The sequence below is a fragment of the Lacrimispora sp. YZC11 genome (assembly GCF_057543815.1).
The window spans coordinates 1203476-1230347 of record NZ_BAAJYQ010000006.1; the positions used below are offsets into that span (position 1 = coordinate 1203476).

Here is a 26872-nt window from a genome sequence, read left to right on the forward strand (position 1 = left end):
CTTACTCTTTTTATCAGAAGTTGCTTTGCAGCATCTGATAAGTTATATTACAGCACATCGTTTTCCCATCAGCTGCGGCGCATGATCCCAGCATACCTTGCTGGAAACCGCCACATGGGGCAGCTCGATGAATCGAACACTTTCTTTTTCCCGGATCAGCTGCCGGATCAGCGGATCAGCTATAATGGTATGGTATCTTCCACTGTTCACCAGTTTTCTGATATCACTCTCACTGTTCAGCGCAAGGCTGTCCTGCCGGTACACCCCTTGTGTTCTGCCAAATAAAACCGCCGGCTGGATTTCCCTTATTCCCCTCTCTTCTTGAAAATGAAACGCCAGCGACCGGATCAAAACCTCTTCACCGATCATCAAAACCTGACTCGTTTCTTCTGCAGCCGTTTCCAATACCCTCTCCTGTTTATCTTCCATTGTTTCTTTCAGCATTACCGCCAAACGGTCAGCCGCCGACTCCCCGGCCGGCACTCCCACCACGTAAGGAATTTGATACCTTTTTTTCATATATTCTGCCAGGCCCAGGCCGCTCTTTGACACTACCAGGTTTACACCGGCAGACGGTGCCTGACAAACCTTATGGAAATCAGATACCATAGAAAAATCCGCCTGAATGGTAAAGCCCCGTTTCTCAAGCTCGCCGATCAAGTCAACTGCATTGCTGTTGTTGGAGAAATCAAGAGGTGTCAGTCCCAGAATATTGACGCTGTCCCCAGACGGACTGACCTCCTGCGGTGACGGAAAGAACTTTTTCGCAAAAGCTATGTAAGCATCCGAAATCCCTTTATCATAGTAATGCAAACCGGTTGTGGCCAGTCCGATGGAAGGAATTCCGGTACGTTCTTCCAGCTCTGCCGCGATCCCTTCTAAATCTGTACCAATGACCATGGGAACCGGACTTCCCAGAAAGCAAAGAAAATTCGGCTTTAAATCATTTGCGGCGTTTTCTATCTTTTGTATAAATTTTTCATCATTGCCAAGAATCGCATCCATTTCCCTGAGTCCTGAACAGTACACCAGACTGCGGGAATCATACCATCTTGGTTCATCATAACCAGTATAATTTCCCGTACAGCCGGAAGCATCATGTATCACCAGCAGGCCGCCCAGCGCAAACAGCGCAGAACATACACCGGAATAATCAGGAGCAAAGGGAGGCAGTTGTATCGAAAGTTTATGCATTATATCACCAACCCATATTTTTTTATAAGCGTTTCTAAATCTTCTTCCACTTGAACCGCATGGACGATTCCCTGCATCAGCCGTACTAAACCGTCAAATCCATAGTTTCCTTCATTGTTTACCAGACCATACACATGGCGGGCACGGGTAACATATGCGGCTTCAAAGCCGATAGCAATGCTGTCCTCCGGAAATGCTCCGATCGTTGTGGGAATATCATAGGCGATTGGATTCAAAATCTGAATTTCCGGCATATGTTCATAGATCCAGTCCGCATGTTCCTTTTCTGCTTCCCCAACTGTCCGGGCAAAAATTCCTGCCACATGGAATCCTGCCTCACATAATGCCCTGGCTGCCGCAAAAGGAAAAACCACAGCCGTGTAATCGATAAAAACCGGTTTATCCCGGACTGCCTCTCTGGCCTCCCTGACAGCCTGCCTCGCTTTCCTTTGGTACGGCTCCAGATCAAACCGGACCTCCTCTTTGTCCGCCAGCTTTTTCATCAGCCGTTCATAGGTATTCAGAATATCTTCTTCCCGATAGTTAGTATAGGCTAACTCAAAGTCAATATTCAGCCGGTCTTTCATGTCTATGGCCGGTTTCACTGCCGGCGGAGCTATCACCAGGTTCCATTGGGCAGCCGCCATCTGCTGGTATGCTTCAAAGGTTTCAAACTGTGCAATGTGGTTGACCTGCTGGATTCCCAGCGCCTGCAAAAACGCAAACAATTCGGATTCCGGCCGGATCTGCACCGGATTCCCTATGAGATTGACCTGCCGCATCTTACCTTCCGACGGTTCTAAGAGACCGTACATCTTCCGGCGGATATTGACCGGAGGAGGATTATCCGTATCCAGGGTGATCGGGTTCATATGGCAGAAAGTAAACCGTACATCTTCATGCTGTTCCTGTAAAACAGCCAGTATGGACTCATGGTCTGTTCCCAGTAGGTCATCCAGGCAGCTGACAAAGATCATCAGAACCTTAGGCCTTTTCTCCAGAGCTTCCAGGAGCTCTGCCACCGCTTCCGGAATTAAATCCTCATATCCTCCCGATACAATATCACTTTCATCAATGTATAAATAGGAGAGACGGTCTTTTAAGCCATGCCCGATGGCTCCAAGCGCCCCATGCCTTCCGCAGGCAAAGGGACAAACAAACAGCTGGTAACTTTCCGGAACCAGCATGGCCAGCCGGACCACCCCCCACCCGCCGTGGGCAGGCGATGTATAATGAAGAGTACTGCAATCAGTTTTCATGACCACACACCTCCAGAATCGATTTGGCTAATGTACGGTATTCTCCTGCCATAGCACTGTCAGGAAATGCTTCCACAACTGTTTTCTTCTGATGCTCTGCCTCCTGTACAACTCCATCCCGGGGCAGAATCCGCACGATCTTCCCGCCGCTTTCCTCTGCAAATTCAGATACCAGTTCCTGTTCTTTTTCTATATTTCTTGAGTTTAAAATGATTCCTGAATACCGGGCATATCCCCGCTTGGAAAACTGTCCCACAGCACTGACAATATTAGCTGCCGCATAAAGGGACATCTTCTCACCCGAAGTAACAACAAATACATGTTCCGCATAGCCGCCCCGAATGGGCATGGCAAAGCCTCCGCATACCACATCACCAAGAACATCATAAAGTATGATATCCGGCTTGTATATCTCATAAGCATTTAATGCTTCCAACCGCTCAAAAGCGGTAATAATGCCGCGCCCCGCGCAGCCAATTCCAGGAGTCGGGCCTCCGGCTTCCACGCATAACACCCCGTTGTAACCGGGAAATACGATATCTGAAAGCTCCACATGATCAGACTTTTCCTTAATTGCATCCAAAACTGTCTTTACCGGTTTTCCCAATGTCAGATTCTGTGTGGAATCTGCTTTTGGGTCACAACCGATCTGCATCACCCGATATCCCATGTCAGACAATGCTGCTGCCAGGTTTGAGGTAGTTGTGCTCTTGCCAATTCCTCCCTTCCCGTATACTGCAATCTTTAACATATATGACTCTCCTTAGCTCGCTTTTAGTTAGTGTCGACTAACCCCTGCATACTAACATGAAGCTGCCTGGGAGTCAAGATGACACCGGGAAAACTGTCTCAAATGAGATACATCCCTGATCACGATCTTCTGTTCCGTATACTCGATTGCCTGAGAAAGCCGGAAGTTGTCCAGTTCCCGATACAATGTCGCACGGCTGATTCCCAGGCTTGAGCATAAGCCGGTCTTACCTGTACGCAGGAAAATCACCCCATTGCTGTTGGCATGACTCACTAAATAATCTGCCAGACGTGCTTTGGCAGAGGTGGTATTGAGCATTTCGATTTTCTTCTGCAGAAACAGAATCTTTTTATTGAAAATCGTCATGATATGAAGCATCAGCTCCGGATCCCTTTTAAACACCTTCAAAAGTTCACTTTTCTTTATGTACAGTACGGTTGTGGGGCACATGCACTGGAGTGTGTTGGGCATCTCAGCATGAGTAAAAATCGTGCAGATCCCAAAACAGTCTTTCGGATAAATCCGTTTCATGGTTAATTCTTTTCCATCCTGAGTGACCGAAGAGACGGTAATCTCGCCGGTTACTACAATACCGATGGATTTCTCTCCCAGGTAACGGTTGCCGACCAAGCTGCCTTTTTTTAAGCTGCACATTCCATACTCCATACCCCCTACATTCATTCCCCGGAATAATTCTGTGGTTTTTAAAAATTCCAGGTCTTTTTCCCGTTGTGTCACATGAGACACCTCCCTCTTCCTATGTCTGCTATAATACGGTGGAAACACCATTATTATACAAGGAGACAGGAAAAATGAAAAGTAAAATAATTCTCATTAGCGGGGGAGCAGCCACCGGCAAGACCCTTGCTGCCACAAATCTGATCCGGCATATTCAGTCTGCCGGCAAGTGCTCCTCTGTCTGCAAGATTGACTGTCTGCATTCCGATGATCCTGCTGCCTATCAGGCTTTGAACGTTCCTTTTATACTGGGCTTATCCGGTGACATATGCCCGGATCATTTTCTGATTTCAAACCTGGAGGAAATGATCGCATGGAATGAACAGCAGAAAACCGAATATTTGATTATCGAAACTGCCGGACTCTGTAACCGCTGTTCACCTGCCACCGCCCACACGGTCAGCATCTGTGTGACAGATTGTACCAGCAGTCTTCGTTCCCCCAAAAAACTGGGGCCGATGCTGACAACCGCTGATATCATTCTCATGACCAAAATCGATATGGTTTCACAGGCAGAAAAAGAAATTATCCACTATAATATAAGTTCCTTAAATCCAACCGCTCATATCTTTCCTGTAGACGGATTATCCGGTTACGGCAGCGGACTTCTCTTCCAGTACTTAGAAAGCCTTCCCGAAACAGTATGGAACAGCAATGACACCCTGCGTCACACCATGCCTGCCGGTGTCTGCTCTTACTGTGTGGGAGAAAAGCGGATCGGCTCCATGTATCAGCAGGGAATTGTGGAAAAGATGGACTTTAAGGAGGTGCCCTATGTTTCATGAATTGACAATTATCCCAGGCCGCAATAAAAACGGACAGCCAGAATCTCCTGCTCCCCTTACCATGAAGCCCGGACAACTGTTCGCAGTTGTAGGCCATACCGGTTCAGGGAAAAGCCGGCTGATTCAGGATTTAGAACAACTGGCCTGCGGCGACACGGTCTCCGGGCGGCATATATGGATCGACGGAAACATACCGGAAAGACAAGCCCGCTTTCACACCTCCAGGCAGCTGATTGCCCATCTCAGCCAGAATATGCGTTTCGTATTGGATGTGACAGTAGAGGAATTTATCCGCATGCACTGTACCTGCCGGCAGCGGGACTGGCAAACGGTTCTTCCGGAAGTCATTGACCAGGCCAATACCATTACTCCGGAACATCTGCATGGAAGTGACAGCTTAAATCTTTTAAGCGGCGGCCAAAGCCGCGCCCTGATGATCGCAGATGTAGCCATTCTGTGTGAAAGTCCAATTGTTTTGATTGACGAAGTGGAAAATGCCGGTATCCATAAAGAAAAGTCTTTACATCTGCTGCTGAAAAAGCAGAAACTGGTACTGATCGCCACACACGACCCACACACAGCATTAATGAGTGACTGCCGGATCTGTATGAAAAACGGCGGAATACAATCGGTAATCGAAAGCAATGAAAAGGAACAGGAAACCTGGGAACGTCTGCATGCATACCAGCAATATATTGTAGAAATGCAAAGAAAGATGAGGGTCGGCGAATTATGCGTGAAATAAGTATGTACTGGAATAATATCTGTGTCCTGCACCGGTATGAAAAGAAACATATAGAAAAAGTAACATCGCTTCTGAAAGAACAGGATATCCTGCTGAAAACAGAATATTTTGGTCTGGGATATCCGAAAAAACTGTCAGAAGAGGTGAAAAACACCGGGATCACACCGGATATCATAGTCTCCACCGATTTAGAGGTGTTTGAAGATCCGGAAATTTATGGTTTGTTTAAGGAAGACCTTCTGGAAATACAGGACTTACTTCCATTAAAAAAAGAGATCCGTAACAGCAATCTCTGTCAGGACAAGCGTCTTCTTCCTTTTTTAGTAATCCCGCTTATCATGGTATTTAACAGACAGTTATTAGCCGGTCAGCCTTTGCCTGAAACCCTTAGAGAACTGGCAGTGTATCCCAAGGTTTTTGGAGGAAAGGCTAATTCAGCCGGGCGGGGTGTCTTTAAACAGCTTACCTGGCTGTACGGCAAAGAATTTACCGATCTTTTCATGGAAAATGCCACGATCCTGGATATGCCGGTTCAATCTCTCCAAAGCGTCCAAAAAGGGATCCTCCCTGCGGCAATTACTCCCTCCATCTTTGCTTTCCGGGCAGATGAAACACTTCTTTCACTCCGGTATCCAAAAGAGGGAGCCTTAACTGTTCCTTCTTTCATCGCTGTAAAGAACACTCTGCCACCGGATCTTGCCGGATGGATTTTATCAAAACTGTTTACGGCAGACTTTTGTAATTACTTTGCTGAATATGGGGAAATACAGCCCTGTTTTCAGCAGACAAAAGATGTTAACATGGTGGCTGAATATCAATTTCGCTTTGTTTATCCTGACTTCTCTAAAATCACCTGAAAGGTTTGCGTTAACTTTCCGTCTGTCCGATATTTATATAAAAAAAGGCTTCGGTAAAATCCCCGAAGCCCTTTATCTGCAAAGTCTTTGAAACTTGTCATTTCATCTTCCGGGGGCATTTCATTTCCCGCCTGGAATCTAATTTAAGCCCATTTTCCGCCTTTTTTTCATGATATGTTCCTCAATATCATTGGCTACCTGTACCGGATCATCTCCTAAAGCCACTTTGCCTCCGGTCAGTCCCTCTACATCTTCTGTGAGCAGCTTTACAAGTTTTGGTGCGCCGGTGATGAAGGGAGTGGGAGAAAGATGGGTATAGGCTCCATATGCAATGGCAAACAAGCCATCAATGGTGGCCTTCTGTTCCATCCACTCTGGTGCTGTCACTGCGATAGGTAAGTCAGAGATGTCCGCATCCAGATGGTCTGCCAGGGCCGTTACAAGCATGGAAATCCTTCCTGTATCCGTACAGGTTCCAAAGCTTAACACAGGGGGGATTCCCAAAGCCCTGCACACTCCCTGCAGTCCTTCCCCAGCCTGATCGACGGCGTCCAAATTGCACATTCCCGCAACCTCTAATCCATGATTTCCGCAGCCCCCTGCCACAACAAGGATATCTTTTTTAATCAGTTCTTTTGTCAAATTCACCGTATTCCAATCCTGAGGTCCATTTCTCAATGTGGAACAGTTAGCCAGGGCAACAATTCCTTTTAACTGGCCTTTTGCGATTACATCCACCAGATTATCTAAATCATTTCCGATTGCTTTTAACACTGCTTCAGTGGAAAATCCGGCAATGGCTTTTTGCTTGTATTTTGGTACCATTGGCTTGATCTGGCCATGCCTTTTCTTAAAGTTCTCAATGGCAACGTTTATGCACGTTTCCGCCATCTCCTCTGCCTTGCCCGGATAATATGGCATCTTATGTTCTGTGCCGGGAACACCGATAATCGTGCTGACGCTTACAAGCGCAACCTGATATTTTTCTGCATATTGATCAATGGCCGGCGGAGAGCAGTTTTCTTCCATTACAAATGCATCCACCGTTCCTGTTGCTAAAAACGGTTCAATGGATAACCAGTTTCCCATAAGTCCAACGAACACATCATCCATTTCAAATCTTTGCAGTAATTCCTGTCCGGTCTCAATGGAGCCTACGATGTGGATTCCCTTTGCACCGGCCTGCCTGGCCATATCCTGATACTTCTGCATCCTTGCCTTCTGTAAAGCAGCGACGCCAATCCAGGGCTGATGTCCATTAAATGCAATATTTACGTAGTCGGGATCCATAATTCCCAAATCCACATCCACTTCATGAGGCATCGGCGTTCCAAATAAGATATCCTGCGTCATTTCAAGGCCAATCTGCGCAGTATAAATCGTAGAAAGACCTAAGCGCAGAGCTTTTGTTGCCAAGGAAACATAATCGCCATCTACGTTGGTAAGGCAGCTTGCAATGCTGTTCTGCACTTCGTGTTCAACGCCTGATGGGTAAATGTGTAAGTCTTCCCAAATCTTTTTTCGTTTCTTCGGTGAAAAGACTTCCACCATCACACTTTTCTCATCAGGGTTTATTTTCATCTCCCGGTCAAGAAACTCTGCCAGGCAGACAGCCATCTGGTTCACATCCTGATTTGTATTGATCCCGGTTTTTTCACACATCCACTTTAATTTATCAACGTCTGTAATCTGAAAAACTGTATTTCCTTTTCCAGTTTCTTTTAAGGTCCGGAAGGCCTCATAAGCATGATGGGCATAGGTGGCCGCTCCCATAATGTTTCTCATAAGAAGATTTCTCATGGCCATGGCATCTGGTCCAATTCCGCAAACACCTTTTTCTGGTCCCTTCTGTTCATTGATCCTGCAAGGTCCATTGGTACATAATTGGCAGCTTAATCCCTGCAGGCAAAATTTACACCGTATCTTTTCCTGCTCGTCCCATCTGGAAAATACGCTTGATAATCCGTCATCCCTTATCCTCACCAGCATCTCTTCCACGGAGTCATGATAGCTTACCCGTCCTTCTGTCTTTTCTAAAACCGTCTCTGGCATAATTACCTCCATTAAAATATCATTCAGTCAGTAGTATGTCAAATTTTAGAAACCCTATTCTTTTTGCAACGGAACCAAACGGTCCGCTCCGTGTATCGTTAACCTCCCAGGGTCACATCCTGCCTGGAGTACCATTCAATCGCATCGTATACGTGCTGGGGTGTAAAATCCGGCCAATAATCATCGATCACATACATATCCGAGTAAACGGACTGTACCGGCAAGAAACCGGACAGCCTTCTGCGGCCTCCCCACCGGATCACCAGATCGATCCTGGAAACATCGGCGGTTTTTAATTCAGGACCTATGGCTCCGTCATGAAGTCCCAGATCCCACTCCCAACTGTAATTGACCAGAAAGTTGATCTTCATACCCCCATTGCCGAACTGGTGTCTGTTGGTATATGGCTTTAACTCCTCCGGAAACATGGCTGACGTTGTTTTTCCCAGAACCAAAAGCTCGGCATCTTCCTTTGACAGTTCCTCCACGGCTTTTACGCACGCCTTTGAAAAGGCTTCCCTTTGGATTGATGGACGCTTTGTGTTGTCCACGGTAAAGCCGTAAAAGGTCATTTCGTTAATCCCAAGTTTTCTGCAAAGGTGGTAAAGGACCATTCCAGGGGATATTCCATTGTCATATCCTGCCTCTTTCCCCATCCCTTTTCCAAGGGCCCAGCGGCGGTTGCCGTCTGGTATGATCCCGATGTGCTTTGGAATTCTCATATACATTCCTCCATTTTTACCTGCTATATTTGAATTATATAGAAAGTATAGCCATTTTTTTCTCTTCCATAATTCTTCCCCCCATAAAAACAGACGGTATGCCCCTTTTCCCAGGGCTTACCGTCCATCTCCATATATGACTTTTACATAAAATTATATTCCGTTAGTATCTTCTCCCGCCTCGTAGTCATATCCGTAAAATATTCATAACAACTGATTCCCAGGAAGGAACCGGAAATGTTAATGATATTGTCAAAACCTCGGCCCTTTAACGCCATGCATGCATTATAGCTTCTCTGGCTGGTCCTGCAGTGTAAGTATACCGGCCTGTCATGAGGAATCTCTGATACACGCTTCCTCAATTCACCTAAGGGGATATTCACAGCTCCAATGAGATGACCCATCTCAAACTCGTCCCGGCCTCTCACATCGATGATGCAGGCTTTGCTCTCCACCAATTCTCTCACTTCACTAACATGAACCTGTTTAAAGACTCCGTGCAGGACGTTGAGTGCCACCAGTGCAGATAAATTAACCACATCCCTTGCTGTGCCAAACACCGGTGAGTAGCAGAGTTCCAGTCCTTTTAAGTCCTCCAGTGTTCCGTTCATGGCAATAAGGGTTGCGATAACGTCGATCCGCTTGTCTACATTGCCTTTGCCGATGGCCTGGGCTCCCAGGATCCTTCCTGTGGGTACTTCGAATACAAGCTTAAAGTGCATGGGAGAACTGCCGGGCATCAGGCCTACCTTATCCATGGCCATGGTGTAGACAGAATCACATGGTATATTATTTGCTTTTGCGGTTCTCTCATTAAGGCCTGTGGCAGCAGCGTTAAACTCAAACAGCCTGACAGCGCAGGAGCCAATGACTCCGTTATTCCTGGTGGACATGCCATATATGGCATCAGCGGCTGCCCTTGCCTGGCGCAGAGCCGGACCAGCTAACGGGAGCCTGGTTGGTTTGTGGGTCAGACGCTGGTAGACTTCGATGGCATCACCCACTGCATAGATATGCGGGTCGCTGGTCCGGTAATCCGGTGTCACCTTGATTGCACCAGTCTCACCGATTTCCAGACCGGCCTGCTTTGCAAGCTCTGTCTCCGGCAGTACTCCAATGGAGAGCACCACTGCATCACAGGGTAACTCCCTGCCTGAATTTAAGATTACCTTATCCTCAGTGATGGCCTTAACACCGTCACCCACAGCCAGTTCCACGCCCTGATCATAGAGCTCTTTTTGCAGAATCTGGCTCATATCATAATCAAAAGGTGCCATGATCTGGCTGGCAGCCTCTGCCACAGCTACCTGCTTTCCTGCAGATTTCAGATTTTCCGACACCTCCAGGCCGATAAAGCCGCCTCCGATTACAACCACACTGCGGACTTCTTCCCTGGTAACATATTGATCCAGCATTGCAATATCATTCACATTGCGCACTGTGAATACATGAGGGAGAGATACTCCCTCGATTGACTTAGGGCGGATCGGAAATGATCCCGGCGAAAGCACCAGCTCATCATATGATTCTTCATATTCCCGGCCGGATACACTGTCTTTAATACGTATTTTCCTGAGACTGCGGTCAATGCTGCACACCTCACAGTTAACACGCACCTCAATATCATAGGAATCCTCAAATCCCTCCGGCGTCATCAGCACCAGATAGTCCTTATCCTCCACGGTCCTGCTTAAATAATAGGGAAGTGAACAGTTGGAGAAGGATACATGCTCTCCCCGTTCAAATATGGTTATGGACGCATCTGCATCCAGACGCCTTATTCTGGCTGCGGCGGACGCACCGCCGGCAACACCTCCTACAATAAGAACACGTTTACCCATGTTCGCACATCCTTTGTAAATTATTTTTATTATTAATCCCCTTTTGCTGAAGCTGACTTCTTTTCCAGGTTCCGCGACTTGTCATTATATACTGTCATATCAATATTTTTGGTCAGTTTTGCAGCTACTAAACCGGTTACCATACCATCGCTTACATTCAGGGCAGTTCTGGCCATGTCGATGACTGGCTCAATTCCTACCAGCAAACCTGCGAGACCAACCGGGAGTCCAAGTGCGGATAACACAGTGATACCTGCAAAGGTTGCGCCGCCGCCTACACCGGCGATACCGATGGAGGCAAATGTGATGATGACTACCATCAGGATAAAGAAGGAAGGTGTAATGGGCCGGCCCACAGCAGGAGCCACCATGACTACCAGCATGGCAGGATAAATAGCCGCACAGCCATTCTGTCCGATGGAGGTACTGAGGGAACCGGCCAGGTTGGAAACTCCGTTATCCATGCCCATCTCATCTGTCAGGGTTCTGATGGTCAGCGGCAGGGTTCCTGCACTGGTACGGGAAGTAAATGCAAATACCAGGGTTGTCATGGCCTTCTTAAAATATGTAAGCGGGCTGACTCCCACTGCAGCCAGTATTAGTCCGTGGATGATGAACATGATAAATATAGCTGTATAGGAAGCAAGAACAAAGGTAACAAGCCGCAGGATGCTGGTGTAGTCACTTCCGGCAATGGTCTTGGTCATCAATGAGAAGATACCGAATGGCGTAAGCATAATAATCATCATGACCACTTCCACCACCAAGGTGTTTAGCGAATTCATTATTTTCCCGAAAAACTCCGCCTGTTCCGGAGCATATGTCCGTACCCCGATTACTCCGATTCCAAGGAATGCTGCAAAGAGCACCACGGAAAGGGTTGCATTGTTTCCCTGTCCGGACAGGGCAAAGATTGGGTTGGATGGAATGATGTCAATAATGGTATCTTCAATGGAAAGACCCTCTTTAGCCTTCTCCTCCAGCTGGGAAGTCTTCTTGCTCTCAGCCTCGCCAATCTCCAGTCCCTCTGCGCTGACACCAAATGCCATAGCTGTAACACCGCCTACCATTGCTGAAACTGCTGCCGTGGACAGGAGGATTGCCAGTACAAGAGCGGTAATCTTTCCAAGGTTCTTGCCTGACTTCTGGTTAATGATAGCGCACACGATGGATACAAAAATCAGTGGGATAACCATCATCTTCAAAAGCTTGGTATAAGCAGTACCCACCAGACTGATCCAGCGCAGGCTCTCAGAAACCGCTGCATCATCTGCCACTGTCTTTAAAATCGCACCAAATATAATACCACCGAACAGACCGGCTACTACACGTACATTAAAAGATTTGCCCTTTTTCTGTAATACAAACAGAACACCCAGATAGATTAAAAAACAGATTACACTGATATAAACAGCCATTTATTCCCCCACCTTTTCTTTGATGTTTTTGATAATGCTCTCAACAGCAGTAACAACATTCTTTGTATCCGTAGCCAGGTTAATCCGGATAAATCCGTGTGCCATGAGGCTGAACCATTCCCCAGCGTCGCAGGCAAGACGGCACTTATTCTGGATAAAGCCGGCAGTCTCTTCCCCTGTGAGATAGCCCCTTAAGTCAATCCAGGACAGATATGTTCCTTCCAGAGGCGTAACCACGATCTTAGGGAGTTCCCTTGCAAACTCCTGCTTCATATAATTGTAATTGTGAATAATCAGCGCTTTCACATTCTCCAGCCATTCTTCCCCTCCCCGGAAAGCGGCCTCCACGCCTGCAACACCCATGAGGTTGACTTCCGGTGAACCAATTCCTTTGATGTATGCATCATAGGTTTCCATCAGCGGTTTGTCAAATATGATTACATGGGAGTGAATCAGCCCGGCTAAGTTAAATGTCTTGGAACCTGCATTTAAGGTAATCAGAATATCCTTATACTTACCGTTCCTGACCAGTGCGGATGATACGAACTTTTTCCCCTCATAAGTAAAATCCTGATGAATCTCATCTGAAACCACCAATACCCCATGTCTGCGGCAGATGCCGAACATGGTATCCAGCTCTTCCTCTGACCATACCCGGCTTACAGGGTTATGGGGAGAACACAGGATGAACATCTCTACCTTATTGTCCACGATCTCCTTCTCAAACCTTTCAAAATCCAGAGTGTAATAACCGTTGTTATTATCAAGCTCACAGGTTACCAGCTTTCTGCCGGTGTTCAGTATGGCATCATAAAATGGGTAGTATACAGGGGGGCAGATAATAACGGACGCTTCCTCTTTGGTATATGCCCTTACAGCCGCATATAAGGATCCCACCACCCCGGTAGCAAACCTTATATTTTCCCTGGCAAGTTCTACATTATGATGCTTCTTCTGCCACGCAAAGAAAGACTCAAAACATGTATCCTCCACCGTGCCATAGCCAAACACGCCGTGCTCCACACGCTTCACCAGCGCCTCCCTTACTGCTGCCGGTGACTGGATCTCCATATCGGCAACCCAGAGCGGAAGTAAGTCTGCATCTCCAAAAATCTCCTGAAGTGAGTCCCACTTTAATGTACCCGTTCCCCGTCGCTCCACACAATTTTCCCTACAGAACTTCTCAATGTCCATTAAAAATACCATCCTTTTTCTAGTATAAGCAAGATAGTGCTAAATATTGTTTACTAACTGAACAATATTATAAAATAACTAGTGCATATTGTCAATATAATTTTAATACATTTTTTATAATTAGGGCATTTTTCACATAAAATATTGAATTTTATTTTTTATAGTTAATTCACTTAACAATATTTCCAGCCTTGTTTGAAATAATATATTGAAGCCCTATTCTATATATGGTACTATTACATGAGCAGTCATCATCAATTGGAACAGGAGCATCTATATGAGTCATATTTCAGATATAAACAGCGCGTATCAAAAGTTGAATGCACGGGCAGATACATTGTATGAATTCATCATCTTATATCACAACTACATCTATGCCCATCACACATATGAGAATGAAAATTTTAACATGATGGAGATACACACTCTTACCTACATTGACGACTCCCCCGGGATTACTGCCACTGAGCTGTCAAAGATATGGCACAAAAGCAAAAGTGCCATTTCCCAGGTCATCAAGAAGCTGGTTGACTCCGGATATATAGAAAAACGCTTCAAGGAGAATAATGAAAAGTCCGTATGCCTGTACGTGACAGACAAGGGACAGAGACTTTCCTCGGTTCACAAAGCTTACGATGTTGCAGACATCACACAGACCACCTCCTATCTGATTGAACAGTGCGGTGAGTCAGACTTAGACGCCTTTTACCGGATTATTGAAAAGTATAATGAACTTCTGAAATCTGATTTGGAATCATAGGCACATCAACCGTAAATATATTTAAGAACAGCAAAAAAGCTGCATGATCGAAACCGTATGGTCAGATTGAGCAGCTTTTCTGATATGTTGCATTCTTTATAGTATTTTAAACATCAAAAGGGGCCGTGTACGAAACTGCCGGTACCACAACCCCCTTCGACTATCATATATAGATGATACATATAATATCTTAAAATCGCTTCGCCTTCAGCGTCATGAAGGAAACATATTTTTAGAATCTAATGTTTTCCTTAATTGTTAAGCGCTGCCTGTGCTGCTGCCAGTTTTGCAATCGGCACACGGAATGGAGAACAGGATACATAATCCAAACCGATCTTATGGCAGAACTCTACAGAAGTAGGATCTCCGCCGTGCTCGCCGCAGATACCAACATGCATTTCCGGACGAACGCCCTTGCCTAACTTGATTGCTGTTTCCATAAGCTTGCCTACACCGGTCTGATCCAGTTTTGCAAATGGGTCATTCTCAAAGATCTTGGTGTCATAGTAAGCATTTAAGAATTTGCCTGCATCGTCACGGGAGAAGCCATAGGTCATCTGAGTTAAGTCATTGGTTCCGAAGCAAAAGAATTCTGCATCTTTTGCAATGTCATCAGCGGTTAAGCATGCTCTTGGGATCTCGATCATGGTACCTACTTCATATTTTAAGTTGCTTCCTGCTGCAGCGATCTCTGCGTCAGCAGTTTCAACTACGATCTTCTTAACAAACTTTAATTCCTTCTCATCACAGATCAGCGGAATCATGATTTCCGGGCAAACGTTCCAGTCAGAATGTGTCTTCTGAACGTTGATGGCTGCACGGATCACTGCCTTTGTCTGCATTTTTGCGATCTCAGGATAGGTAACTGTCAGACGGCATCCACGATGTCCCATCATTGGGTTAAACTCGTGTAAGGAATCGATGATGCTCTTGATCTGAGCAACAGTCTTGCCCTGTGTATCTGCCAGCTTCTTAATGTCATCTTCCTCTGTTGGAACGAACTCATGCAGAGGCGGATCTAAGAAACGGATGGTAACAGGATTTCCTTCCAATGCTTCATAAAGCTTTTCAAAGTCATCCTGCTGTACAGGAAGGATCTTTTCAAGAGCTGCTTCTCTCTCTGCAACAGTATCGGAGCAGATCATCTCGCGGAATGCGTCGATTCTGTCTCCTTCAAAGAACATATGCTCGGTACGGCAAAGGCCGATTCCTTCTGCACCCAGTTCTCTTGCTTTTCTTGCATCGGCAGGTGTATCAGCATTGGTTCTTACTTTCAGCCTTCTGTACTTGTCTGCCCATGACATGATTCTTCCGAATTCACCGATAATGGCTGCGTCTACTGTCGGAATGATTCCGTCATAGATCTTTCCGGTAGATCCATCAAGGGATAAGAAGTCTCCTTCATGATATTCCTTGCCTGCCAGGACGAATTTCTTGTTCTCTTCATTCATAACGATTTCGGAACAGCCGGATACACAGCATGTACCCATTCCACGTGCAACAACTGCTGCATGAGAAGTCATGCCGCCGCGTACGGTTAAGATACCCTGAGCGGCCTTCATACCTTCAATATCCTCCGGAGAGGTCTCAAGGCGAACCAGAACAACCTTCTCGCCTCTTTCATGCCATGCTTTTGCTTCGTCAGCTGTAAATACGATCTTACCGCATGCAGCTCCTGGAGATGCTGCCAGAGCCTTTCCAATGGGTTCTGTCTTCTTTAAAGCTTCTGTATCAAACTGAGGATGGAGTAAGGTATCTAAGTTTCTTGGATCGATCATCTTAACTGCCTTTTCCTCTGAAATCATGCCTTCGTCAACCAGATCACATGCAATCTTTAAAGCAGCCTTTGCTGTTCTCTTGCCGTTACGGGTCTGAAGCATGTAAAGCGTTCTATCTTCAATGGTAAATTCCATATCCTGCATATCTCTGTAGTGGTCTTCCAGCTTGTTGCAGATTCCTACGAACTGCTCATAGGCCTCTGGCATAACTTCCTTTAACTGGTCGATCTTCTGCGGTGTACGGATACCGGCAACTACGTCCTCGCCCTGTGCGTTCATTAAGAACTCACCCATAAGGTGTCTTTCGCCGGTTGCTGGGTCACGTGTAAATGCAACACCGGTACCGGAGGTCTCGCCTAAGTTTCCGAACGCCATCATCTGAACGTTAACAGCAGTACCCCAGGAATATGGGATATCGTTGTCGCGGCGGTATACGTTTGCTCTTGGATTGTTCCAGGAACGGAAAACAGCCTTGATGGCCTCCATCAGCTGTAACTTCGGATCTGTCGGGAATTCAGCTCCGATCTTTTCCTTATATTCTGCCTGGAACTGTTTAGCTAGCTCTTTTAAATCCTCAGCCGTTAAATCTACGTCCTCTGTGATTCCCTTTGCTTCCTTCATCTTATCGATAAGCTCTTCAAAGAACTTTTTGCCAACTTCCATAACTACGTCGGAGAACATCTGGATAAATCTGCGGTAGCAATCCCAAGCCCAACGGGGATTGCCGGATTTTGCAGCCAGAACTTCCACTACTTCATCATTTAAACCAAGATTTAAGATGGTATCCATCATACCAGGCATGGATGCTCTTGCACCGGAGCGAACAGAAACCAGAAGAGGATTTTCCTTATCGCCGAACTTCTTTCCGGTGATCTCTTCCATCTTAGTGATGTGTTCCATGATCTGGTCCATGATTTCATCGTTAATCTTCTCGCCGTCCTCATAATACTGAGTACAAGCCTCTGTTGTTATGGTAAACCCCTGGGGAACCGGCAGGCCTAAATTTGTCATCTCTGCCAAATTGGCGCCTTTTCCTCCTAACAGGTTTTTCATGCTTGTATTACCTTCGGTAAACAAATAAACCCATTTTCTTGCCATAAGTAAATATCCTCCTCAAATTGTGTTGGTTGTTCAGCTCTTCTGCCGTTATCTTTTGCGGAAAAGCCCTGCAGATATTATAGCATAATTCAACCGCTAGTAAAGGGGGTTTCTTTAATTATTGTCAAAAATTAGCTCTTTTTTCAATACAATTATAATGAAAGTACTTCCATATTCTGTCATTTTCTGATATGCGATTTCTGTTCGTATATACGAATTTTGCACCTGAGTCCCACTGTTTTACCTCCTGATTTTAACCAGACAATTTCAGAAATTTTCAGTCAAAACAGATTTCTTTTCTTTCAGCAATATCAGGCAGATCCCAAGCGTTAAAAATTCTGCTGCAGGCATGACGGACCAGATTCCGGTTACTCCCAATGCCGTCGGAAGAAGAAATACCAGAACGCTGCTTAAAACAAGTCCTCTCATCAGGCAGATGAACAGTGCCTTTCCCGGCTTTAACACAGACTGGAACCAGGTGCTGAACAATATATTAAATCCCATGGGCAGAAATGACAGGAAGTAAATCCTGACAGCAGGAACCGACATCGCTAAAATCTCATCCGTGGGCCTTACAAAAGCCTTTGTTACAAGAGCCGGGAAAAGCATACCGATTCCAGCAAACAGCAAACCGGCAAAACAAACGGCCAACTCTCCCATGCGGCGTGTTTCCTTTAACCGCTCTTTTTTTCCGGCCCCGTAATTCAAGGCCAGAATGGGCTGGGACGCCTGGGAGATACCATTATTAATAGAAGCAACGATCAGAGCGCTGTTGGATATAATGCCATACACCACCACTCCAAGGTCGCCAACGTAAGCCAAAAGCTGGCGGTTGAATAAAAACATGACAATACCGCTGCACGTTTCCAATAAGAAGCTGGAAAGGCCGTTTATCAGGATTTCTCCTGCTCTTCTCCATTTAATATGAAGGACGATTTTCAGGGAATTTCCCTTGGAAAACAAGTGGCTGAGCAGGATGCCTAAGGTCAGGCAGGAGCCGATCACGGTAGCCGCCGCCGCTCCCGCCATTCCCATGTTCATGGGAAAGATGAAAATATAATCCAGGATCACGTTGGTGACGCCGCCGGTGATCACGGCGGCCATGGCCATTTTGGGAGCCCTGTCATTTCTGACAAAGGATTGCAGGAAAGAGGAAAGCAGGAATACAGGCGCACCTGACACCAGGATCCTTCCGTATCCCCTGACATAGAGATCCATGGTTTCATTTCTCCCCAGAAACTTTGTCACAGGATCAAACAGCAGATGCCCTGCCGTTACATAGAATACGCCGGCAACGGCCGCCATACAGAGTGCAGCCGTAAAATACTCCCTGGCCCCTTGCTCATCTCCCTTTCCCTTGGAAATGGATAAGAGCACTCCCCCGCCAACGCCAAACAGAAGGCCGGTTCCGAAAAACAAGCTGTATAAGGGCAGAAGCAGGTTTAAGGCAGCAATTCCGATGGGGCCTACTCCCCGCCCGATCATTAAGGTATCCGCCAATATATATATGGAGGTGACCAGAGTGGCACTGATGGAGGGCATCAGATACCTTAAAAATAAATTCTTCACCGGTTCTTCCAGTAAGTTTGCCTTTTTCATAAATATTCTCCTTTTTCAAGTCTTTTAACAGTTTATCATTTTTTTCTTAAATAACAAGTAAAATCCGGGAATAATCGTCCAGTATACAAGACTAAGGAATATATTCCATAAAATGATCGATTGTTTTTTGATTTTTTCTGTAAAATAACACCAAATGAGATTGTTTCTGGAAAGAAAATGTGGTACATTAGTGGTGTCTCTAAAATTAATCAAAAACAGGAGGAAAAACAAGATTATGAAAAAGAGAGCATTAGCATTAGCGATGGCAGTCATGATGACTGCAGCCTTAAGCGGATGCGGTTCTTCCAATCCAGGCAGTAACGCTACTACAGCTGCACCTGCGGAAACCACAACTGCTGCTGAAAAAACGGCAGATACAACCGCCGCAGCTTCAGAAAAATCAGACAACGGGTATGAGCTTGCATTAGTTACAGACTTAGGAACCATTGATGACAAGTCCTTCAACCAGGGCGCATGGGAAGGCATGAAGAAGTATGCGGAGGAAAACAAACTTTCCTACAAATACTACCAGCCTCAGGAAGGCACCACCGATTCTTATCTTGAGACTATCGGCCTTGCAATCGAAGGCGGCGCTAAGTTAGTTGTTTGCCCCGGATTTTTATTTGAAGAGCCTGTATTCCTTGCCCAGGATCAGTACAAGGATGTTCACTTCATCCTTCTGGATGGCGAGCCTCACAATGGCGATTATTCAGAATTCAGAACAGAGGCTAATGTAATGCCGATCCTGTTCCAGGAAGACGAGCCCGGATTCTTAGCCGGCTATGCTGCAGTGAAAGACGGCTATACAAAGCTTGGCTTCTTAGGCGGTATGGCAGTTCCGGCAGTTATCCGTTACGGCTACGGATTTGCAGAAGGTGCTGACTTTGCAGCAAAGGAAATGGGAATCGACAGCGTAGAAATCATGTACAACTACACAGGAGCATTTGCAGCTACACCGGAAGCACAGTCCATGGCAGCTTCCTGGTACCAGAACGGAACCGAAGTGATCTTTGGATGCGGAGGCGCAGTTGGTAACTCCGTTATGGCTGCTGCGGAAGAAAAAAACACAAAGGTTATCGGCGTTGACGTTGACCAGAGCTATGAATCCAATACTGTTATCACCTCAGCAATGAAAGAGCTGTCCGTTTCCGTTTACGACGGAGTAAAAGCTTTCTATGACAATGCTTTCCCAGGCGGAAAGACAAGCATTTTCTCTGCTAAGAACAATGGTATCGGACTTCCAATGGAAACGTCCAAATTCGCCAAGTTCACACAGCAGGATTATGATGCTATCTTTACTCAGTTAAAAGACGGTAAGATCGAACTTGTACAGCCTTCTCAGGATAACAACAATCCTACAGTTGACTTAAAGCTTGATAAAACAAAAATTAACTTTGTAGAATAGCCTGCATAAGGAACGTCCTTTAGGCATACCTATATGCCCAAAAAGCTGGGCAATGAAAGTGGAAAGGAGATGCCGTTTGATTCACCAGTCAGAACAGACCTGGTCTCTTACGGCATCTCTTTTTTATTTTTCATAAAAGCAGAAAAATACCAAGGTATATATAATTAACCAGGTCCCATAGATAGGTACCGAATTAAGGGGGATTTTATGGACTACATTATTGAGATGCTTCACATCACGAAAGAATTTCCTGGTATCATCGCCAATGATGACATCACTCTGCAATTAGAGAAAGGCGAGATACTTGCTCTGCTTGGTGAAAACGGCGCTGGAAAATCCACGCTCATGAGTGTCTTATTCGGCCTGTACCAGCCGGAAAAAGGCGTCATTAAGGTCAGAGGCAAGGAAGAAAAAATCACCGGACCTTTAGATGCCAATGCCCTGGGTATTGGTATGGTTCATCAGCATTTTAAGCTGGTAGAGAATTTTACCGTGCTTCAGAATATTGTTCTGGGCATTGAAACGACGAAACGCGGGTTTTTAAAGATGGATGACGCCCGCAAAAAGGTTATGGATTTAAGCGAGAAATACAAATTATTCGTAAACCCGGATGCAATCATATCGGATATTACCGTTGGCATGCAGCAAAGGGTCGAGATTTTGAAAATGCTTTATCGCGACAACGAAATCATGATTTTTGATGAACCCACTGCGGTTCTTACCCCTCAGGAAATTGAGGAACTGATGCAGATCATGAAAGATCTGGTAAAGGAAGGCAAGTCCATCCTGTTTATCACCCACAAGCTCAATGAAATCAAGGCGGTTGCGGACCGCTGTTCTGTCCTGCGCCGCGGTAAATATATTGGAACGGTAGAGGTAGCAGATACAACGCCTGAAGAAATGTCAGAAATGATGGTTGGCCGCAAGGTGAACTTAACTGTTGACAAGAATCCTTCCAAGCCCGGAGAAGTTGTGCTGGAAGTTAAGGATCTTTCCGTAGAAGCCAAAAGGGAAGGCCAGACAAAGAAGCTGGTCCATGATGTCTCCTTCAAGGTAAAAAGAGGTGAAATCGTCTGTATCGCCGGCATTGACGGCAACGGCCAGACAGAGCTCATCCATGCGATTACCGGCATTTCCGATATGAGCACCGGTACCGTTACCATCAACGGGGAAGATGTGACAAAAAAGAGCATCCGCTACAAAAATACCCATGGTTTATCCCACATACCGGAGGACCGGCACAAACACGGGCTTGTCCTGGATTATAACCTGGCTTACAACCTGGTGCTTCAGCAGTATTTTGAAAAGGACTTCCAAAGCAGTACATTCTTAAAAAATGACAAGATTTATGAATATGCGGAAAAACTGATCCAGGATTACGATATTAGAAGCAGTGAAGGTCCCTTTACCACAGCCCGCAGCATGTCCGGCGGAAACCAGCAAAAGGCCATTGTGGCAAGAGAGATCTCTAAGGTTCCCGATATCCTTCTGGCCGTTCAGCCCACCCGCGGCTTAGACGTTGGGGCCATTGAATACATCCACCGCCAGCTGATAAAACAAAGAGATGCCGGAGCAGCGATTCTCTTAGTATCCCTGGAATTAGATGAAGTCATGAATTTAAGCGACCGGATTTTAGTCATGTTTGAAGGCGGAATAGCAGCCGACTTAAACCCCAAGAACGTCACTGTTCAGGAATTGGGTCTTTATATGGCAGGCGTAAAGAAAGAAGGTGGCAGATCATGAAACCGAAACAGATAAAGGATCATACAGGAATTCTCTCTTCCATCTTTGCCATTGTGCTTGGATTGATCGTAGGCCTGATCATCTTGTTCCTCTGCAATCCGAAGCAGGCACTTCCCGGATTTGCAACGATTTTATCTGGTGCATTTACCCATGGAGCGAAAGGCATTGGACAGGTGTTTTACTATGCGACTCCTATCATCCTCACCGGGCTTTCTGTGGGATTTGCCTTTAAGACCGGGCTTTTTAACATCGGAACTCCCGGCCAGTTTATCATGGGCGGATTTGGCGCTGTCTATGTAGGAATTCTCTGGACGTCCTTAGGACCGGCTCACTGGGTAGCCGCTCTACTTGCCAGCATCATCCTGGGAGCCGTATGGGGTCTTGTTCCAGGACTATTAAAGGCTTATTTTAACGTAAATGAAGTAATCGCTTCCATAATGATGAACTACATCGGCATGTATCTGGTAAACTGGATCGTAAAAAGCTATAAGCCCTTATTTAACAACCTGCGCAATGAATCCAGGAATGTGGCGGCAACAGCCAACATCCCAAAGATGGGACTTGATAAGATATTCCCGGGTTCCAGCGTAAACGGCGGAATCCTCATTGCAATCCTTACGGTGATCCTGATCTGGCTCCTCCTTAACAAAACAACCTTTGGCTATGAGTTAAAGGCCGTGGGCTTTAACCGGGATGCCAGTAAATACGCCGGCATCAATGAGAAAAAGAGCATCATCCTGTCTATGGTGATCGCAGGAGCCATTGCAGGACTTGCAGGAGGGCTTTTGTATCTGGCCGGTACCGGAAAGCACATTGAAATCAAGGACGTGCTGGCATCGGAAGGCTTTACCGGTATTTCCGTTGCATTGCTGGGTTTAAGCAACCCCATCGGAGTTCTCTTCTCCGGCATCTTTATCGCATACTTAACAGCCGGAGGCTTTTACTTGCAGCTATTTGAGTTTTCAACGGAAATCATTGACATCATCGTAGCAGTCATCATCTATTTCAGCGCCTTTGCCCTTATGGTAAAGATTATTCTTTCTAAGATCCACAGGCAGAAAGGCGAAAAAGCCGAAAGCACAAAGGAAGGAGGAACGAAATCATGAACGTAATTTATTTTATTTTCCAGCAGACCATGTACTTCATGATTCCTCTCATGATCGTGGCTTTGGGAGCCATGTTCTCCGAACGAAGCGGCATCATTAACATTGCCCTGGAAGGAATCATGACCATGGGAGCCTTTACCGGAATCCTGTTCATTCATTTTACAGGCGGCTCCATGACTGGACAGCTCCAGCTCATCATTGCGGTGCTGATCTCCATGGCGACCGGTATGGTATTTTCCCTGTTCCACGCTTACGCGTCCATCAACATGAAATCCAATCAGGTAATAAGCGGTACGGCATTAAACATGTTTGCTCCTGCCTTTGCCATTTTTGTGGCCCGTGTCATTCAGGGAGTACAGCAGGTACAGTTTAACAACACCTTCCGCATTACATCTGTTCCGTTATTAGGAAAAATTCCGTTTTTCGGTCCTCTCCTGTTCCAGAACGCTTATATCACCACTTATATTGGGATCGCAATCTTTTTGCTTTCAGCCATAGTTCTTTATAAAACCAGGTTTGGTTTAAGGCTTAGGGCCTGCGGCGAGCATCCCCAGGCGGCCGATTCCGCCGGCATTAACGTATACCGGATGCAGTATGCAGGAGTAATGATCTCCGGCGCCCTTGGCGGACTTGGAGGACTGGTTTTTGTGGTTCCCACCTCCACCAATTTTAACGCAGACGTAGCCGGATATGGCTTCCTGGCTCTGGCTGTATTGATCTTCGGCCAGTGGAAACCGGTCAATATCATGCTTGCCTCCCTTTTCTTCGGACTCATGAAGGCTATCGCATCCGCTTATTCCGGTATCCCGTTCTTAAGCGCAATGGGCATTCCAAGCTACTTCTATAAAATGGTGCCTTATATCATCACTTTGATCGTGCTGATCTTCACTTCCAGAAACTCTCAGGCTCCAAAGGCAGAGGGTATTCCTTACGATAAGGGACAGAGATAAAAGACAGTGAAAGGCATCCGCAAAAAAGAAGGTATGAACTTTCTTTTTTGCGGATGCCTTTTTTTTATTCCGCTGCCTGTATCCCTCCTGTTTATGGGGAAATCCTGCCGCAGCAGGCCACAGCCGCCCTTAGGAAATTTTCTATAATATCTGGGCAATATATTCCAATATCAGTCACCTGGGAATGTCAAAACCATATAATACACTACAATGCACGAAAAGAGTGATTCTATGATATCATATAACTGTTATACCAGCCAGACTAGCTGCGTATCGGACAATACTTATCTTTCCTGGGACATAAATGACTACGGACCGGCACCGCTGGTACTCAACATTGTTCATGATACCCTTCGCAACCCCACCTTCCTCACAACCCGCTGGACCGGGAACTACATGCAGCTTACCCTCATGAGCATCCCGGTGGACGGGGAAATCGGTTTAGAAAACCATCCGGGGCTAGATCAGTTTATTCGCATAGAAGAGGGAGAAGGGCTGCTTCTTATGGGGGACAGTCCTTATAATCTTACTTTCCAGGAGCCTGTGAATAACAAATGTGCCGTTATCGTCCCAGCGAATACCTGGCACAATCTCATAAATACCGGGAAAGAAGCCTTAAAGCTTTTTTCCATCTATTCTCCCAGTGAATATCCTTTTGGAACAGTACATTGGAGAATGGATGATTCTCGGGAAGGGTAATAACAGTGAAATAAAAAGGTGCAGGAAGGAGGGTTTGCCTCTTCCTGCACCTTTTTTTACACTTCCCACGGGCGGCTGCCCGTCAAAGGGAAATGAACATATTTAGAAACGGAATTTATCCTCAAAATAACTTTTCAGTTCTGCAATGGGAACTCTCACCTGGTCCATGGTATCACGGTCACGGACAGTTACTGCAAAGTCTTCCTCGGAATCAAAGTCATAGGTAACGCAGAATGGGGTACCGATCTCATCCTGTCTTCTATAGCGCTTTCCGATATTGCCTCTGTCATCGAATTCGCAGTTATAATATTTGCAAAGCTCTTCATACACCTTTTCTGCGCCTTCATTCAGCTTTTTGGAAAGAGGCAGCACGCCGATCTTAACAGGAGCAATGGCAGGATGGAAGTGAAGCACTGTACGCACATCTCCTTCTGCGATCTCCTCCTCATCATAAGCAGCGCAAAGGAAGGCAAGGGTCACACGGTCAGCTCCAAGAGACGGCTCTACCACATAGGGAATATACCGCTCCTTCTTTTCATCGTCAAAATATGTTAAATCCTGACTGGAAGTATTCTGATGCTGGGTCAAGTCGTAATCCGTTCTGTCTGCAATTCCCCATAACTCGCCCCAGCCGAATGGGAACAGGAATTCAATGTCAGAAGTTGCCTTACTGTAGAAAGAAAGCTCTTCCTTCTCATGATCCCTGACACGCATCTCGTCTTCTTTGATTCCAAGGGTCTTCAGCCAGTTGACGCAGAACTCTTTCCAGTATGCGAACCATTCCAGATCTGTATCCGGCTCACAGAAAAATTCCAGCTCCATCTGCTCAAATTCCCTGGTACGGAAGGTGAAGTTTCCCGGAGTGATCTCGTTACGGAAAGATTTACCGATCTGTCCGATTCCGAAAGGAATTTTCTTGCGGGAGGTTCTCTGTACATTCTTAAAGTTTACGAATATACCCTGAGCTGTCTCAGGCCTTAAGTACACGGTGTTTTTAGCATCCTCTGTAACTCCCTGGAAGGTTTTAAACATCAGGTTGAACTGACGGATATCTGTAAAGTCATGCTTTCCGCAGCTTGGGCAGCAGATGTTTTTCTCATCAATATAGCTCTTCATCTCTTCCTGGGACCAGGCATCCACAGCACCTTCGATGGTAATATTGTTTTCAGCCATATAATCTTCAATCAGTTTATCTGCACGGAAACGCTCCTTACATGCCTTGCAGTCCATCAGCGGGTCGGAAAAGCCGCCTAAGTGTCCGGAGGCGACCCAGGTCTGGGAATTCATCAAAATGGCGCAGTCTACGCCCACGTTGTACGGGCTTTCCTGAATAAATTTCTGCCACCATGCTTTTTTTACATTGTTCTTCAGTTCCACGCCTAAGTTGCCGTAATCCCAGGTATTTGCAAGGCCGCCGTAAATTTCGGAGCCAGGATATACAAATCCTCTCGATTTTGCAAGTCCCACAATCTTTTCCATTGTCTTTTCCATGATCTTAACCTCTCTTATTTAAAAATGATGTAATTTTTCCCTTGTGCTGTCTGAACGGTATAGTGATCCTTTATAACTACATTATTGGAAACAAATAAAAGTTTTCCCTGGGTTTGTATTGTCACCGGCTGCTGTGTCTCCACAACAATGGCAAAGCATTCCCCTTTACTGGATAAAGCTTTTTTTTCTGCCCGTTTCCCATCAGAGGCTTTTACAAATGTCACTCCTTCTGACTCACTTTGCCCTAATACATCGGACAAAGGGGTCACAGAAATGGAATCCACCTGGTTTACTTCATCCTCATACTCACCGGAAAAGCCGATCAGATCGCTTCCTGACCCATAGTGGAAAACCATTCTGGCATTCCCTTTTTCCAGAGTACAGGAATCCAGGGTTACCGCTCCCTGACCATGGGACTCGTTATATCTGGAAACAGCGTCTTCCAGATAGGCTTTCAATTCATCTGCACGATAATAATCCTGATCCGCATAGGTTTCCACCGTCGCGGACTGAAGGGTTCCTTCTTCCGTTACATAAATTCTGCTGCTCTCCGCATTCAAGGTGCTGCCGCCGCTCCTGCCCAAGCAGCCTGTCAGCATTCCGGCAGCCAGAAAAGCAGCCAGAACGGCTTTCTTTTTTTTCATCCATTTCCCTCCTGCATATGCCCTCGAGACCGCAGTGCAGCGA

Annotated in this window: 22 protein-coding genes; 9 read left to right on the forward strand and 13 right to left on the reverse strand. The window is 46.1% G+C overall.

Going from position 1 to position 26872, the window contains the following annotated elements; all coding sequences use genetic code 11:
- Positions 1 to 42 precede the first annotated feature (42 nt).
- From AC27IJ_RS11815 to AC27IJ_RS11830, 4 genes are read right to left on the reverse strand one after another with little or no spacing between them, the layout of a single operon-like run.
- On the reverse strand, positions 43 to 1194 hold the full coding sequence (locus AC27IJ_RS11815) for a nitrogenase component 1 (protein WP_487148974.1): 1152 nt from the start codon (positions 1192 to 1194) through the stop codon (positions 43 to 45).
- Positions 1194 to 2453, reverse strand: a complete 1260-nt coding sequence (locus tag AC27IJ_RS11820) for a nitrogenase component 1 (protein ID WP_487148976.1) — start codon at positions 2451 to 2453, stop codon at positions 1194 to 1196. Before AC27IJ_RS11820 ends, AC27IJ_RS11815 begins: the two co-directional genes overlap by 1 nt.
- Positions 2443 to 3204, reverse strand: a complete 762-nt coding sequence (locus AC27IJ_RS11825; protein ID WP_312442511.1) for a nitrogenase iron protein NifH — start codon at positions 3202 to 3204, stop codon at positions 2443 to 2445. The genes AC27IJ_RS11820 and AC27IJ_RS11825 overlap by 11 nt, the downstream gene beginning before the upstream one ends.
- Before the next feature lie 51 nt (positions 3205 to 3255).
- Positions 3256 to 3942 carry a Crp/Fnr family transcriptional regulator gene (locus AC27IJ_RS11830; protein WP_312442509.1) on the reverse strand — a complete coding sequence of 229 codons (687 nt, stop codon included), beginning with the start codon at positions 3940 to 3942 and terminating at the stop codon, positions 3256 to 3258.
- 74 nt (positions 3943 to 4016) lie between these two features.
- Between AC27IJ_RS11830 and AC27IJ_RS11835 the strand changes: the two genes are divergently transcribed.
- Genes AC27IJ_RS11835 through AC27IJ_RS11845 form a run of 3 tightly spaced genes read left to right on the forward strand, consistent with a single transcriptional unit; the run spans position 4017 to position 6329 of the window.
- Entirely contained in the window at positions 4017 to 4727 is a 711-nt protein-coding gene (locus AC27IJ_RS11835) for a GTP-binding protein (RefSeq protein ID WP_312500583.1), read from the forward strand.
- Positions 4717 to 5472: an ATP-binding cassette domain-containing protein gene (locus AC27IJ_RS11840; RefSeq protein ID WP_312442506.1), complete on the forward strand. Its 756-nt coding sequence runs from the start codon at positions 4717 to 4719 to the stop codon at positions 5470 to 5472. The genes AC27IJ_RS11835 and AC27IJ_RS11840 overlap by 11 nt, the downstream gene beginning before the upstream one ends.
- On the forward strand, positions 5460 to 6329 hold the full coding sequence (locus tag AC27IJ_RS11845) for a hypothetical protein (RefSeq protein WP_487148979.1): 870 nt from the start codon (positions 5460 to 5462) through the stop codon (positions 6327 to 6329). The genes AC27IJ_RS11840 and AC27IJ_RS11845 overlap by 13 nt, the downstream gene beginning before the upstream one ends.
- A 138-nt stretch (positions 6330 to 6467) precedes the next feature.
- Here the strand turns inward: AC27IJ_RS11845 and cooS are convergent, their stop codons facing one another.
- The 5 genes from cooS to AC27IJ_RS11870 all read right to left on the reverse strand — a co-directional run bounded on the left by cooS (position 6468) and on the right by AC27IJ_RS11870 (position 13556).
- Positions 6468 to 8381, reverse strand: a complete 1914-nt coding sequence (gene cooS / locus AC27IJ_RS11850) for an anaerobic carbon-monoxide dehydrogenase catalytic subunit (RefSeq protein ID WP_487148981.1) — start codon at positions 8379 to 8381, stop codon at positions 6468 to 6470.
- Between the two features lie 98 nt (positions 8382 to 8479).
- Entirely contained in the window at positions 8480 to 9103 is a 624-nt protein-coding gene (locus AC27IJ_RS11855) for an undecaprenyl diphosphate synthase family protein (RefSeq protein WP_312442501.1), read from the reverse strand.
- 143 nt (positions 9104 to 9246) lie between these two features.
- A complete protein-coding gene (locus AC27IJ_RS11860) occupies positions 9247 to 10944 on the reverse strand; it encodes an FAD-dependent oxidoreductase (RefSeq protein WP_487148984.1) in 1698 nt (565 codons plus the stop codon).
- A gap of 32 nt (positions 10945 to 10976) precedes the next feature.
- Positions 10977 to 12362: a cation:dicarboxylate symporter family transporter gene (locus AC27IJ_RS11865; protein ID WP_487148986.1), complete on the reverse strand. Its 1386-nt coding sequence runs from the start codon at positions 12360 to 12362 to the stop codon at positions 10977 to 10979.
- A complete protein-coding gene (locus tag AC27IJ_RS11870; RefSeq protein ID WP_487148988.1) occupies positions 12363 to 13556 on the reverse strand; it encodes a MalY/PatB family protein in 1194 nt (397 codons plus the stop codon). It lies immediately after the preceding gene.
- Between the two features lie 277 nt (positions 13557 to 13833).
- On the opposite strand from AC27IJ_RS11870, the gene AC27IJ_RS11875 reads away from it, so the two are divergent.
- On the forward strand, positions 13834 to 14316 hold the full coding sequence (locus tag AC27IJ_RS11875) for a MarR family winged helix-turn-helix transcriptional regulator (protein ID WP_312442496.1): 483 nt from the start codon (positions 13834 to 13836) through the stop codon (positions 14314 to 14316).
- A 251-nt stretch (positions 14317 to 14567) separates the two neighbouring features.
- Here AC27IJ_RS11875 and ppdK read toward each other — a convergent pair whose 3' ends face one another.
- Together ppdK and AC27IJ_RS11885 are read right to left on the reverse strand one after the other, a co-directional pair.
- On the reverse strand, positions 14568 to 17192 hold the full coding sequence (gene ppdK, locus AC27IJ_RS11880) for a pyruvate, phosphate dikinase (RefSeq protein ID WP_312442494.1): 2625 nt from the start codon (positions 17190 to 17192) through the stop codon (positions 14568 to 14570).
- Positions 17193 to 17459: 267 nt separating this feature from the next.
- The gene (locus AC27IJ_RS11885) at positions 17460 to 18791 is read right to left on the reverse strand and encodes an MATE family efflux transporter (protein ID WP_487148991.1); all 1332 of its coding nucleotides are present in this window, start codon (positions 18789 to 18791) and stop codon (positions 17460 to 17462) included.
- A gap of 235 nt (positions 18792 to 19026) precedes the next feature.
- Between AC27IJ_RS11885 and AC27IJ_RS11890 the strand changes: the two genes are divergently transcribed.
- The 5 genes from AC27IJ_RS11890 to AC27IJ_RS11910 all read left to right on the forward strand — a co-directional run bounded on the left by AC27IJ_RS11890 (position 19027) and on the right by AC27IJ_RS11910 (position 24694).
- Positions 19027 to 20196: a BMP family lipoprotein gene (locus AC27IJ_RS11890; RefSeq protein ID WP_312442491.1), complete on the forward strand. Its 1170-nt coding sequence runs from the start codon at positions 19027 to 19029 to the stop codon at positions 20194 to 20196.
- Between the two features lie 207 nt (positions 20197 to 20403).
- Positions 20404 to 21939, forward strand: a complete 1536-nt coding sequence (locus AC27IJ_RS11895) for an ABC transporter ATP-binding protein (RefSeq protein ID WP_312442490.1) — start codon at positions 20404 to 20406, stop codon at positions 21937 to 21939.
- Complete coding sequence (locus AC27IJ_RS11900; RefSeq protein ID WP_312442489.1) at positions 21936 to 23045, forward strand: ABC transporter permease; 1110 nt, start codon at positions 21936 to 21938, stop codon at positions 23043 to 23045. Before AC27IJ_RS11895 ends, AC27IJ_RS11900 begins: the two co-directional genes overlap by 4 nt.
- Positions 23042 to 23995: an ABC transporter permease gene (locus tag AC27IJ_RS11905; RefSeq protein WP_312442488.1), complete on the forward strand. Its 954-nt coding sequence runs from the start codon at positions 23042 to 23044 to the stop codon at positions 23993 to 23995. Before AC27IJ_RS11900 ends, AC27IJ_RS11905 begins: the two co-directional genes overlap by 4 nt.
- A gap of 231 nt (positions 23996 to 24226) precedes the next feature.
- Entirely contained in the window at positions 24227 to 24694 is a 468-nt protein-coding gene (locus AC27IJ_RS11910; protein ID WP_312500570.1) for a cupin domain-containing protein, read from the forward strand.
- 102 nt (positions 24695 to 24796) lie between these two features.
- On the opposite strand, the gene AC27IJ_RS11915 is transcribed toward AC27IJ_RS11910, so the two are convergent.
- A complete protein-coding gene (locus tag AC27IJ_RS11915) occupies positions 24797 to 26185 on the reverse strand; it encodes a glycine--tRNA ligase (protein WP_312442485.1) in 1389 nt (462 codons plus the stop codon).
- Positions 26186 to 26199: 14 nt separating this feature from the next.
- Positions 26200 to 26829: a hypothetical protein gene (locus tag AC27IJ_RS11920; RefSeq protein WP_312442484.1), complete on the reverse strand. Its 630-nt coding sequence runs from the start codon at positions 26827 to 26829 to the stop codon at positions 26200 to 26202.
- Positions 26830 to 26872: the final 43 nt, after the last annotated feature.